This is a genomic window from Erwinia tracheiphila, from assembly GCF_021365465.1.
Taxonomy (GTDB): domain Bacteria; phylum Pseudomonadota; class Gammaproteobacteria; order Enterobacterales; family Enterobacteriaceae; genus Erwinia; species Erwinia tracheiphila.
In genome coordinates, this window is record NZ_CP089932.1 from 482,132 (window position 1) to 495,273 (window position 13,142).

10 protein-coding genes and 5 pseudogenes are annotated in these 13,142 nt (G+C 48.7%); 9 read left to right on the plus strand and 6 right to left on the minus strand.

Features of this window, described 5'->3' with window-relative positions:
• Positions 1-62 precede the first annotated feature (62 nt).
• The 3 genes from LU633_RS02400 to LU633_RS02410 form a co-directional block, all read right to left on the minus strand.
• Complete coding sequence (locus tag LU633_RS02400; protein WP_020322885.1) at positions 63-842, minus strand: phytochelatin synthase family protein; 780 nt, start codon at positions 840-842, stop codon at positions 63-65.
• Positions 843-916: 74 nt separating this feature from the next.
• Entirely contained in the window at positions 917-1,468 is a 552-nt protein-coding gene (locus LU633_RS02405) for a disulfide bond formation protein B (protein ID WP_020322884.1), read from the minus strand.
• Positions 1,469-1,476: 8 nt separating this feature from the next.
• Positions 1,477-1,635, minus strand: a complete 159-nt coding sequence (locus tag LU633_RS02410; protein WP_040465453.1) for a DUF5993 family protein — start codon at positions 1,633-1,635, stop codon at positions 1,477-1,479.
• Positions 1,636-2,389: 754 nt separating this feature from the next.
• On the opposite strand from LU633_RS02410, the pseudogene LU633_RS25880 reads away from it, so the two are divergent.
• Together LU633_RS25880 and LU633_RS02425 are read left to right on the plus strand one after the other, a co-directional pair.
• Positions 2,390-3,477, plus strand: a pseudogene (locus LU633_RS25880) (amidinotransferase).
• A 133-nt stretch (positions 3,478-3,610) separates the two neighbouring features.
• Positions 3,611-4,855: an ATP-grasp domain-containing protein gene (locus LU633_RS02425; protein WP_052734728.1), complete on the plus strand. Its 1,245-nt coding sequence runs from the start codon at positions 3,611-3,613 to the stop codon at positions 4,853-4,855.
• 25 nt (positions 4,856-4,880) lie between these two features.
• Here the strand turns inward: LU633_RS02425 and LU633_RS02430 are convergent, their stop codons facing one another.
• Both LU633_RS02430 and LU633_RS02435 read right to left on the minus strand, forming a co-directional pair.
• A complete protein-coding gene (locus tag LU633_RS02430; RefSeq protein ID WP_046371879.1) occupies positions 4,881-6,095 on the minus strand; it encodes an IS91 family transposase in 1,215 nt (404 codons plus the stop codon).
• An 8-nt stretch (positions 6,096-6,103) separates the two neighbouring features.
• Positions 6,104-6,439, minus strand: coding sequence for a hypothetical protein (locus tag LU633_RS02435; RefSeq protein WP_052734695.1), 336 nt, complete (start codon positions 6,437-6,439; stop codon positions 6,104-6,106).
• 546 nt (positions 6,440-6,985) lie between these two features.
• Here LU633_RS02435 and LU633_RS02440 point away from each other — a divergent pair.
• Complete coding sequence (locus LU633_RS02440) at positions 6,986-7,690, plus strand: hypothetical protein (protein ID WP_233481986.1); 705 nt, start codon at positions 6,986-6,988, stop codon at positions 7,688-7,690.
• Positions 7,687-7,869 (plus strand): hypothetical protein, encoded by a 183-nt coding sequence (locus LU633_RS02445; protein ID WP_020322880.1) that lies wholly within the window; start codon positions 7,687-7,689, stop codon positions 7,867-7,869. Before LU633_RS02440 ends, LU633_RS02445 begins: the two co-directional genes overlap by 4 nt.
• 406 nt (positions 7,870-8,275) lie before the next feature.
• Here the strand turns inward: LU633_RS02445 and LU633_RS02455 are convergent.
• A pseudogene (locus tag LU633_RS02455) lies at positions 8,276-9,499 on the minus strand (IS91 family transposase).
• 474 nt (positions 9,500-9,973) lie between these two features.
• Here LU633_RS02455 and LU633_RS25695 point away from each other — a divergent pair.
• From LU633_RS25695 to LU633_RS02475, 5 genes and pseudogenes are all read left to right on the plus strand, one after another.
• On the plus strand, positions 9,974-10,099 hold the full coding sequence (locus LU633_RS25695; RefSeq protein WP_256371735.1) for a DUF7683 domain-containing protein: 126 nt from the start codon (positions 9,974-9,976) through the stop codon (positions 10,097-10,099).
• A 563-nt stretch (positions 10,100-10,662) separates the two neighbouring features.
• Positions 10,663-10,917 (plus strand): annotated as a pseudogene (locus LU633_RS02460) (hypothetical protein); the annotation flags it as partial.
• A 404-nt stretch (positions 10,918-11,321) separates the two neighbouring features.
• The gene (locus tag LU633_RS02465; protein WP_152664245.1) at positions 11,322-11,606 is read left to right on the plus strand and encodes a hypothetical protein; all 285 of its coding nucleotides are present in this window, start codon (positions 11,322-11,324) and stop codon (positions 11,604-11,606) included.
• 15 nt (positions 11,607-11,621) lie between these two features.
• Positions 11,622-11,780 (plus strand): annotated as a pseudogene (ssb, locus tag LU633_RS02470) (single-stranded DNA-binding protein); the annotation flags it as partial.
• 166 nt (positions 11,781-11,946) lie between these two features.
• Positions 11,947-13,000 (plus strand): annotated as a pseudogene (locus LU633_RS02475) (helix-turn-helix domain-containing protein).
• The last annotated feature ends 142 nt before the right edge of the window (positions 13,001-13,142 follow it).

Consider the following 13,142-nt stretch of genomic DNA (forward strand, 5'->3'; position numbering starts at 1 on the left):
TTTCTCTGTGTTGTACAAATGAGGCGAGTCCTTTCGCCGTTATAACTTGATAACAATAACCTTTAAGCCTTGTCAGATTCTTTTACGATCAGATAGCCACGATACTCTGCACCATCAAGCGTATGCATTCCTTTAAACAGAGTCTGGCTGTCTACCCACACCCAGGGGTGTTCAGTATTTGACACGTCCATAATCAAAAAGGAGTCAGATTTGGCGTCATAAGCACCCAGCGGTGAAAAATGTCCGTCGCCAGTCTGACCAATCGCGCTGCGCAAAAAGTTAACGATGACAAAAGAATTATCCTGCTTCATTGCGACAATAATGTCTTTTTTCATCTTCTCTTGCTGAGTGATTTCTTTTACCGGAACCGCACTGACGTTCAAACCGGCATTGGTCAGCAAGCGACGTTCATCTTCAAGGTGCAAACCATAATCGGCCTGCCCACCCGGCGTCTGGGGTTTACCGAAAATCTCAATTCGCGGTTTACTGCTGTATTCGACCACGCTGGTTTGCGTATAACGATTCCAGAAAGGAAGCCAGCCATTTTTTTTCGGGAAATAAGCACGATCCTCTGTGCTGATCAAACTGGTATCCGGCGCTATTTTCTTATTCTCATGCAAACGCAGTGTATTCAACACAATGGTTGCTGAGGCAACGCCGCAATAAACTTTATTGTTCTGCCCCTCAAACTGAGGTGCAAGAGAAAAGAAATCCTGCTTAACCGATGCCTGGGACAAGCGCTGGATCCCTTCCGCACTTTGCCAGTCAACAATCTGACAAAACCCACTTACGGGCAGCAACAATGCTGCCACAAGAGCGATACGAGAGCTTATTTTTTTCATTTCTGTTCTCTGAATCAGGATGCTTTTATTCGCCAAAATCTCGTTGAATAATGTTAATGGAAGCGGTGAAAAGATTATTTCAGAAGCTGATAAAAAGTTGGATTATCATCACACTGACCACCACCACACTCCAGCAGCGTTGACAGAAAGTTCCCTACCATCATCAGGGTAAAAACAGCGACGATAATGTGCTGAATAAGGGACTTTTTCGCGGTTGCTGGCGTTGTGGCATCAGGTGTAATCATCAGCGTGATAGCAACACCAATAATAATCGCAACGGCCAAAATAAAGCTCCAGGTATAAAGGTGCAGTCCGAGGAAGGGCAGGCCATAGCCTTTATCACCCGGCACGATATGCAGAAAGGTATGGCGGCAAGCCACGGCGGCAACGGCAATAGCCCCCAGGATCACCATGCCATAATGCAGCTTTTTATTACCAAAATAGAGATTAAACAGCAATCCTGTCCCCGTCAGTAATAAAGCCGCGCGCTGGAGCAGGCAAAGTGGACAAGGGAGATCGAAAAATCTCAGTTGAAAATAAAAGGCACAAAGGAGAGCGGTGCTGACTAACACCAGCATCAATAAATTAAGCGTGCGTGAGAAATCTTTCTTTTCAGTTAATTGCATAGTGACCTCTAGAACGAAAGAAGGAGCGCGTCAGTAGCGTGATATTTCAACCATGCAAGGACAACGATGAGATTGGAAAACCAAAACAGATAGGCGAGTTTGCGCTTACCGGTCAGCGTGCTGAAAACAATGCCGCAACCGATTAAGAAGGGTAAATACATGAACATGTATGACTCCGTGAATTAAAATATAAACGACATATCATCTTTCTTCTCCTGGTCGTCGGCAAACACTCGGGTGAACACCGGAAGATAACCCGATAAGCACGACCTGGGGGAAGATGAATGGCGGTAAGTGGTCAAATTGGTTACAGTGGCACCCAAAAAAATCCTGAAAAAGAGTATGTTGTGCATGTCATCATGAGTTAATTGATAAAATATAGCATCAACTTTCGCGAAGCCTGTAACGAAAATTCAGCTTAATTTTCGACTTTAAAAAAGTATACCACTAAGTATTTATGTTAATTCAATAAAAGAATAAGGATTGACATCTGCATATCTAATAAAAATACGTTGAAATTGGATGAAAATTCTTCGGCATTTCGAATAAATAAAATGACTATTTTTTCTCCAAAAAATCCTTAAAAGATACCTGCTATACAAGACACGCACGTGTGAGAGAATAATCAGGAAAATCCATAACCAACACATCTTAACCTATAAAAAAAATGATACTTTAAACTAAGATAAGTCTGATAATAATGCCATGCTCGAACCAGTTATCATTTGTTATCCACATATCGAACCGGGAATATTTGATAATATGATCATGTTATGATGCTTGTCTTTCTACAATGTGAACACTAGTTAAAGTATGGTTTTTGGCCTAAAGTTAATGATTTTCATGGGTTTTTTATAATTTCCATATTTATATTATTCATTAATAGTGTTCGAAATGTCTTCATTAAATGCAAGGTCGATCATGCACTTTCAAAAAGAAGAAGTCCCTTTTTTTTCCACAAATGAAAGCCCTGTAGAAGTTTATACGGAATGGGAACCACTTGAAGAAGTAATTGTCGGCATAATGGACGACATTCGTGTTCCAGACTGGGACAAAGGTTTGAAAGCTATTATTCCCAGAGAAAACAGTCGTTTTTTCCAAGAACGCTCTGGAAAACGTTTTCCTGAGGAATTAGTTATCAAAGCCCGGCAAGAGGTTAATACACTGGCAGAGATTCTTCAGGCTGAAGGAATAAGAGTTCGAAGACCTGATGAATCAAACCACCATCAACCTATTGTCACGCCACATTTCACCACAGGTGGAACTTTCTATTCTGCTATGCCAAGGGATTGTCTTTTTGCTATTGGAAAGAAAATTATTGAAGTCCCTATGCCTTGGCGTAGTCGTTACTATTTCGTGGCATTCTCAACGACTATTTCACCAGAGGCGCAGAGTGGATTTCTGCCCCAAAACCGATGTTGAAAGATGATGTGTGGCAAACTGAATTTAACTTTGAGCAGGACATTCCATTTAATTCAATTCTTACCGAAGTTGAACCCCTTTTCGATGCGGCTGATTTTATGAAAATGGGCCGTGATATTATTGGTCAGCGTAGTCATGTCACCAATAATAAAGGAATTGAGTGGTTACGTAGGACGTTGGGGCCTGATTACCGTATTCACATCTATGAATTCGAAGAGCCTGGTCCAATGCATATTGATACAACAATACTGCCATTAGCACCGGGTCGTGTATTAATTAATAAAGGCTGGGTGCCTGAGATTCCTGATATCTTCAGAGACTGGGAGATATTATATCCCCCAGCTTCTAATCTTCCGGATAATCATCCTCTTTACATCACATCCAAATGGATACACGTCAATGTATTAATGTTGGATGAAAAAACGGTGATGGTCGAGAAAGATGAAGAGGCGCTTATATCTGCATTTCGTAAATGGGGTTTCAAGACCATTCTTTGTCCTTTCAAACATTTCCAGACATTTGGTGGTTCATTCCATTGCGCTACTCTGGATGTTAAACGCAGCGGCAGTCTGAAAAGCTACATATAAGGACTTCATCTTAGGAAAAAACGCTATTTTGAATGTAAAAAGATGGTGTGTTTAATTTTAAGCAGGGCTACCAGCCCCGGCCAGATTAAAGAACTTAGCTGTAATTAATTAAAGGTAATAACAGGGTGTCAAAATGCAAACTATTCAAACAGTATTGATTGTCTCATCTGAGCTGGATGTTGCGAAAACGGTTGCCAGCGTAAAAGAATTATATGGACTTGAAAACCACCATTTTATCTATCTGATAGAAGATTATCTCGGGGTTGCCTCTGATGAGATGAAGCGTCCGGAAAATTTTATTGTTCGTGATTTTTCCTCGCTAACAGAAATACAAACTACACTCAGTAATATTGGTAAACAATACGACATATCTCGAGTTGTGTCCTGTGATGAATTTGCCGTTTACATCACTGCGTTGGCAAACCATTTCTGGCAATTGCCGGGACTGAATGTGGAGATGGCAACCCGATTTCGTGACAAAAAACGAATGAAGGATATCGCTAGGCAGGCGGGTATTATGACTGCTTGTGAGATTGGCCCTGAAGCAATCTCATCGGGTGAGGTGACATTTCCGGTCATTTTAAAACCCAGGTCTTTAGCAGGTTCAGTTGGCGTCAAAATTATCAATGATGTCAGCCAACTTAATGAAATAAAGATCGAGAATGAGGGAGAATATCGTGACATGGATGAGAAACAATATTTTATTGAAAGCTATAATCCGCAACCTATATACCAGATTGATGCGGTTAAGTTGCAGGGATGTATGGTGTTCCTTTCCGTTGGCGAATATATCGGTAAGCCCATTGATTTTCTGAATGAATGTCCGTTGGGATACTTTTCAGTGAACGGGATAGAGCTGGAAAAAGTCTGGCGTCCGTTTAGCCAAAAGGTGCTATCGGCTTTCGATGGGCCAGATGGTGTCTATCATATTGAGGCCTTTGGCGATTCAGGCAGCGGTGTTGAATTGCTTGAAATTGCATGGCGTCCCGGTGGTGCTGCTACTGTTGAGATGATTGAGATTGCTTTTGGGCTGGATTTGCCTTTTATTCATCTTGTGACCCAATTGGGACAGGATATCGAACTGGATATCAAACCTAAGGGTGAGGCGTGGGGTTATATGACATTCCCTAAGAAACACCTCGCAAAAGAACCCTTATATGTTTCACATGTGTCGTTACCTTTCGTGGGTAAAATGCCCACGCTCAAAATGTTAATGCTGCCTGAACCCGGTGACATTGCGTCGGGTGAGTTCATGGTTAGGAAACTGAATCATCGTTTTAAAAATTTCCTGACCATGAGCAGCAGTGTCTGTAATGCAGTAATGATGTGCCATCGGGAACGTTATGGTCATAAAATGGCATTTGCGGCGCGTTTTTAACCTGAAAGCTGTTTTTCAGACGCACTTATCCCGCAGTCTGTGCCAGAAGCCATCGTTTCCGGTCGATGTTATGCAGTCTTTCTGCCACCAACTCCGACGCGTGCCTCCCGGCCTGCGCACTGCTGAAGCGCAGTCGGTTGCCGCACAGAATGCATTTGTACGGATCCGTGCGCAGAAATTCTTTCATCAGCGCGGCGAAGCCGGGCTTCTCCGGTTTTTTCCGCGCTTCCATCTCCAGGGCTTCATACACCTTCGGCAGCAGGCTACCCCGTTTACGGTTTGATAAAAAACCGTAATAACGCACCATCTTAAAATGCTTCGCCGGGATATGGCTGATATAACGTCCGATCATATCTTCCTGCGTCAGCGTCTGCTGCCGGTACTGCTGCGTACGGTGGTCGTAATAGTGGTGCACCACCGCGCCGCCGCTGTAGTGCCTCAGCTTCGCCGCCGACACGGGGGGCCGTTTCAGGTACCGGCCCAGATATTTGACGCTCCGCCAGGCCCCCCGGGTCTTCTTCGCGAAGTGGACCTTCCAGCGGCGCCCGTACTGCGCCTGCAGATAGCGCAGCCACTGTTTTTTGTCGTGGATATGCCCCAGCCCCGGCAGCCTGCCGGGGTTAATCAGGTCATAGCTGTGGCGCAGCAGCCGGATGACGGCTCCGCGCCAGATTTCCTCCACGGCATGCTTTTTAAAGAAGAGGTCGCGCCATACGCCGTGTTTAATATCAAGCCCGCCGCGGGTGACGGAGAGATGAATGTGGGGATGCTGGTTGAGCTGGCGACCGTAGGTGTGCAGGGCGCAGAAGATACCGACTTCCACACCCTGTTTTCTGGCCCAGCGGAGCATGGCGCGGGTGGCTGCGCGGAACAGGGCATTGAGCAGAGGCCAGTTATTGTTGAAAAAGGGCCACAGCAGATGGGGCATGGTGAAGGTGATATGCTGCCAGTCGCAGTCGGGCAGAATTTGCTGTTGCTCTGTAATCCACTGCTCCGTGGCCTTATGTCCGCAGGAGCTGCAGCCTTTTGATTTACAGGTCTGGCAGAAGAAGCGGGTGTGGGTGCAGTCCGGGGAGGCGCAGCAGTATCGCTTCACCCCCATGGCAGCAGTGCCGCAGGCGAGCATGCGCTCGACGCAGAGTACGGTCCAGGGGCTGAGGGTGTCCCCGTGTTTATCCATATACCGGTTCCAGGCGTCATCAGTGGTGAACAGCAGTTTTGCCGGGCGCGGGATATACATGCGGCGGATTATCGCTCTGCAGTGGCACCGGTATTATAGTGCCAGTCGTCACAGTCATCGGCCCAGTTGTCGGTGTGTTTATCCCAGGGAGCGAAGGTCACCGGCAGCATGCCGGATTCTGTGGCGATAATAAACACATCGGCTGGCATGGACTCAAGGACGACATCGCCGTCGGGTGAGTCAGGCGGCTCAAAGCCGCGGATGATGCAGACGAGAGGCGGGTCGAAGTGTGTATCGAGGAAAAACTGTGGCCCCAGGTGGACACAGTGACGAATGGCATCCTGCGGAGTGTCGTAAAAAAACTCGTCGGGGTCGTCATAATCGCTCCGGGGCGGAATGGACACCAGAAAACGCTTAGGATATCCGGGTATAGCGCGTCGGGACGAGGGCGTGGGTTTACGCTTTCTGGGGGCTTTGCTACGGGCAATGTGAATGATTTCCTGAGAAATTAACATACCGCAGAGTATAAAGCTGTGAGCCGGTCATGAACACCCTCGGAACGGCAGAGCCGTGACGCTCGCCCTGTAAGGGCGCTATGTTCAGTCGCTGATGTTGTCGCCGTGTTTTTCGAGGTAGCGGTTCCAGCCGTCATCGACGGTGAAGAGGAGTTTGGCGGGGCGGGGGATATGCATGGTTGCAGAGTATAAAGCGGAGCGCCGGTCATGCAAACACCCGAAGCTGCGCAGCAGGGCCGCTCACGCCAAAGGCGTGCTACGTTCGCAGGAATGGGTGGGGGATAGACGATCCCTATCGATCCGCACCGGCTACACCGGGCCTCGGCGGATTAACAAAAGAGAAATTTTCACGTTATGAGAGCCGCCTTTTATGCGCAAGCGCATAGATAGAGCCTTTGTTTCTGCTTATATTTCAGAATTCTTTTGCATGAACAGATGCCAGACCCCATGATCAGCAATACAGACATTATTACCAGAATTCAGGCTGACAGTTTGATAGCCGTGCGTCTGGAGAAAGCCCTGGGCGGCGTGAAAGATGCCGTCATCGACCAGGTAAACCGTATGCAGCTTGGCACCAGACGCCTGGCATACTACACATCCTGTTTTACAGACAATTATCAGGACGTGTGTACAGGTCAGAAAAGCGAAGATGTCCGATTTCTCGAAGGGCTTGTCCAGTTGGTAAAACTGCACAATGTGGTCACCAGGATGCTGGAGATATACGTGAACCAGTTGCTACATGGGCTGACGTCGGATCGCATTGGCCGCATCAAGAAGCTGATGGTTGGCAAAGGTGCCACAATTGCAGCTGGCTCTATGACAAGCCAGGCGTTGGCCTACGCCATTGTAGCTGCCGTAAGCTACAGTCTGGGGGCCAGAATGAGCATAAATACAAAACTGGCAAAAATAAGCGCCTCAGCAGTAACTATCGTGAGTTATTATGGCTACGTTCAGGAGTCTGCTGACGCAGCAAACCGCCTCAGAGCGCGAAATCCCCGTTATTATTATGCGTTGTATGCTGAAAAACTGGAGATGCTCTATTTCATTGTTGAGTCGGTTATCAGCCGAAATGAGCTGCGATTTTCTCCCCCCTCGTCAGACAGGGACATTGCTGACGTCATTATGCGGATGATTAGATGACCGATTTTTTTAAAAAATGGCTGCGTACCCAGGTCAAATACTTTGCCAGCACCCTGATTCCGGTAATGCTTATTCTTGGATTCGGGATGCTGGCGGTAACATTCTGGCCACCTTTTGCCTGGGGTTCGACAGCAATATTTGCGCTGGCCGTGATCGCCGTTACCGTCTGGCTGGTTTAGTGCCTGATGCTCAGTGGAACGAAATCTCCCGCTAAGGAATAGAATGATTATTAATAATCACTTAGCCGCCCACCTACTTTTTTAGTACCTCACCCGATTTTGGTCCCAATACCACTTAAGCAAAATCTAACCCCAAAACCGGTTTGGCCTAGTGGAAGCGAAGCTGCAAAAAACGACATTTAGGGGTCAGTTTGGATATCGAAAATTATTGTACGTTAAGGCTATTTTTTAAACAGGAAAGGGGGTTAAGCTTTGAGCAGGTTCATGGTTAGGAGATTGAATCGCTTCTTTTGATATCGTCTGACCATGAAAAATGACACTGTCTACTCCATTGCTGCTGCTGATCTGTGTGGGTCTTGATATAAAAATGCCATCTTCGCTGTATTTTCAACCTGAAACCCATTTTTCAGGCGCACCGATCCAGTTCCGGCATCCGCAGCCATCGTTTTTTCGCCATCTGATGCAGCCTGTCAGAGAGCATTTTTGTGGCGTGTTCACCCGCCACGGCTCCGGAAAAATGCAACCGGCCTTTACAGAGGATGCACTGATACGGATCTGTGCCCAGGAAGCCTTTCATCAGTACCGCGAACCCGGGGCGTTTAGGTTTTTCCCGTACCGTCATCTCCAGCGCTTCTTAAACCTTCGGCAGCAGCGTGCCCCGCTTTCGGTTGGCCAGAAAGCCGGAGTAGCGCACCATCTTAAAATGCCGCGCCGGAATGTGGCTGATATAGCGCCCGATCATCTCTTCCTGACTCAGCGTCTGGCGTTTATGTTTTCCCATGCGGTGATCGAGGTAGTGGTGGACTACCGCGCCTCCGCCGTAGTGTCGCAGACGGGAAGCCGACACCGGCGGGCGCTTCAGGTAGCGGCCGAGGTATTTCACGCTGTGCCAGGCTCCCCGGGTCTTCTTCGCGAAGTGTACCTTCCAGTGTCGGCCATATTGTGCCTTCAGGTAACGCCGCCACTGGCGCTCATCGCGGATGTGGCCCAGACCCGGCAGCATGCCGGGCATGATCCGGGCGTAGCTGTCGCGCAGCAGTCGGATAACAGCACCACGCCAGATTTCCTCAACGGCCTTCTTTTTAAAGAAGAGGCTGCGCCAGACGCGGTGCTTAACGTCGAGACCGCCCCGCGTGACGGAGACGTGGATATGCGGATGCTGATTGAGCTGGCGACCATAGGTGTGCAGGGCGCAGAATATGCCGACCTCAATGCCCTGTGTTCGTGCCCACTTCAGCATGGCGCGGGTGGCGCAGCGGAACAGGTCGTTGAGCAGCGGCCAGTTATAGTTAAAGAACGGCCAGAGCAGGTGTGGCATAGTAAAAGTGATGTGTTGCCATTCGCAGTCGGGCAGAATGTGCTGCTGCTCAGCAATCCACTGCTCAGTGGACTTCATGCCGCAGGCGCTGCATGCCTTTGACTTGCAGCTCTGGCAGAAGAAGCGGGAGTGGGTACAGCCCGGCGAGGCACAGCAGTAGCGGCGAACGCCCATTGCGCAGGTTCCACAGGCGAGCATGCGCTCAACACAGAGGCGGGTCCACTGGCTGACGCTGTCACTGTGCTTCCCGAGGTAGTAGTTCCAGCCGTCATAGACGGTGAACAGGAGTTTGGCGGGACGCGGGATATACATGATGCTGAGTATAAAGCGGTGCTCCGGCCATGCAAAGCATCGGAACGGCGAAGCCGTGACGCTCGCCCTGTAAGGGCGCTACGTTCTTTTGCCACAGGGATTGTTTGGGGTCATTCGTCTTTTGTGGCGACCGTGAGGCAGTGGCACACGATCTCAAATGCGTTATGGCTGAGTATCGAGTGAGCACTGACCCACGATAATCAGTATGTTAACAATCTGGCGATATATCAGTAATTTTGATCATGAATGAACACGGTGCTTCAAGATCAACTTTCCTGAATATTGCTGTTCGCTAATAACATCTTGTAGTCAACTATCAGGCGGAGATACACGAAAAATGACTGGAGAAGTTTCAGGTGTTAATGCCATTGCCACCTCTGGTAATAACTGTTAAGTAGTTAATTCTTCCTGAGCATTTCAGAAGTTTTGAATAAAAAACACTAAACCAGCAGATCCGATAAGAAAGGTAGAAAAATGACAATTGTTTATACTATTGATGCTTTCGAACGTGTAGATGAATTACTCGTCTTCGAAATCGATATACCGAAAGAAAAACTCCCGGAAATAGCTAAAGTCATGGTTTGGACGGATGAAGACTAAAGTGATTTTACTGCAGGGATTGGTGGATGGGATCTTACCAGCCAACAGGTCAAGGCAATTGAGAAAATCTTAGTTAAAACCTTTTTCCAAGAGGATTTGGATTTTCAAATATCTGGTGGGGAAATCTGAAATAGTGTTATCCTCGTTTTAAAGTGCGTTTTCAATTATCTACCCAACATAAGTAGCACAACATGCCTTGTGCGCTGCTTCGTTTCATATCCCCTCGAACACCCAGCCAAAGCACGCCAACATTGGCGAACCGTCGCTCACCATTGCAATTAATTGATATAAATGATAAATAATTTACCATTGATAGTCTTTGACAATTTAATAAGGTTGATTGATCGATTTTTTAATTGTTTAAATCGATCAATATATTATTTTTAATAGTATTTTTTATTGATCGATTTAAAAGATATGACGAACAGTAAAAATAATTCAATTCTATCAATTGGTTAAATAAACTGTTTGTGGATCGGGTGTGATCCGCTTAGGAGTAGGATCACTTTTGCTTTCAATCCTGCCACGAACAGTCAGTTTGTTAACATTGATGAGATATGAAGATGGAAAAAATCTTACTTATGGCAGGCGCTGCGTTGACTCTGGCGGGATGTGGTGAAAAAAGCGACTTTGAAAAAGCGATCAACGCGAAGATTAATCAATCGAAAACCTGTTTTTCACTATGAAACAACGATGCCACATTCTCTGTCCAGCTCTCCAAACCACGATTTGATGAAACAGGTACTGGAACGGGGTCTGTGATCCTCGACGGCCTCGTAGAACAGAGCTTAATGGCCTTTGTTAAAGGCTGGGATAACAGATGAAGGTACGCCGGGGGTGACTCGCCGTCTATGTCGTTTTCCCGTGTAACCACTTGCGTGGTGCGTCTTACGCGGATACAGAGTATTGCGATCACTCCTGAGCCACATATCACACCTGCCACATGAAGCACTTTCCTGAATTTTTACTACGCCGTAATATATTAAGCCAGTATACACTCCGCTAGCGCTACGTGACTGGTTCAGGGCTGCGCCCCGAGCACTGACGCGCCGACCGGGAAAGGATTTCCCGTCCGTCCCGGTGTTATCAGGTGGCCTGATTGTCCGAGAAACGCACCAAAATGCTCACCCTGTAGGTGACGGAAAGCGGGCAGAGAATGGTTGACGACATCACCGTCCGGAACCGGGAGCCGGGCGACGCCCTGAGACACCACAGCAACGGCATGACAGAGGCCATGCAGTTACACCGGGAGAGCGTGATGTGCCTGGCAACACGGCGCTGGCTGTCGGTGCTCATCCTCGCTGTTGCTGGCCAGGACGTGCGGGGCGTGCTGTGGTGGCAGAGCATGCTGATAGCGTCGAACCTGGACGAAATATCGCAGCAGAACGCTACGCTGGAGAAACTGAACGCGCAGACGTGGGGCGTGGAGTTCCGGGAAGGGGAAGAACGGCCGTTATCTGGTGCTGCCCAGGGGCACGGAAGCGGACACGAACTGGACCATCGATGAGCGCCGGGCGGTGAAGCTGGTGAATATTTGCGTAAAGGCTCACAGGTGTATATCGAAGGCCAGTTACGTACCCGTAAATGGCAGGATCAGCATGGTCAGGATCGTTATTCCACCGAAGTGGTGGTCAACGTGAACGGTAGCATGCAGATGTTGGGGAGTCGTCAGCTGTCTGGTTAAAGAATATCAGATAACACTCCGGGAGGCCTGGGGTGCTTACTTTACAAAGTGAGAATGATATTCGCGTAATGAATGTCTGTATTGATGATGATCGCCTGACGTGTATTCGTCGCGACGTGATCTGACACCGGACCTTGCAAGGTTGGGGGTTATCGGTTCTGATATGGGTGTCGAATCCTTATACAAAACACGAGGTCACCCTCATACTCACAATCCCATCATCAAACACAAAGCCGGCCTGCTCAATCTCGCCGAATAACCCGGTAACGTATCAACAGCCTGCAAGAGCACGGGCGTGTCACGCGACACCTTCTACCGTTATCAGGAGCTGACGAAGAAGGCGGCATTGACGCGCTGGTTAACCAGAACCGCCGGGTTCCCAACCTGACGAACCGCGCCGACGAAGCCACTGAACGCGCGGTTGTTGAGTACGCCGTTGAGTTCCCGGCCCCCGGGCAGCACAGGACCAGTCATGAGCTGCGTAAAAAAGGCGTGTTTACCTCCGGCAGCAGCGTGCGCGCCATATGGCAGCGACACGACCTGGAGAGCTTCCGTAAACGCCTGAAGGCGCCAGAGGAAAAGCTCGCCAGAGAAGGTATCGTGCTTACCGGTGCCCCAATCGCCGCGCTGGAGAAAAAGGCGCATGATGATGAGGCCAGCGGCGAAATCGAGACCACTCACCCGGGCTATCCCGGGTCGCAGGACACCTTCTGTGCTGGCGATCTAAACGGTGTGGGCCGTATCTGCCCGCAGACGTTCGTGGATACATACCCGAAAGTGGCGCACTGCAAGCGGTATACGAGTAAAACGCCGAACACCGCCGCCGACGGCCGTTCTGTGAGGCTCAGGGCCTGCCGGTGCTGAGAAGACTGACCGACAGGGGAACGGAGTACTGTGGTAAGGTGGAGCAGCATGATTACCAGCTTTATCTGGCCATCAACGATATCGACCATACAAAAACGAAGGCGATGTCCCCACAGACCAACGGCATCTGCGGGCGCTTCCATAAAACGATTTTGCAGGACTTTTATCAGGTTACGTTCCGCAAGAAGTCATATGGGGAGCGGGAGAGCCTGCAAACGGATCCGGACAACGGGTTGTGGCATGACAATAATGAGCGGACTCATCAGGGGAAAATGTGCGGCGGGCGAACGCCAGTGGCCAGGTTACCTGATGGAAAACGTGTCTGTGCAGAAAAGGATCTGAACCGGATGTAATCTGACAGACACCTGTATAAATAACCGGTAACGGTCAGATCAGGTCTGAGCTAGTACACCTGACGGTTGATCTCATGGATGGACGCAGTATCTCTGTTCCCGTTACCTGATTCCCGCGTCTTGCTGTCGGTACTGCTGAACA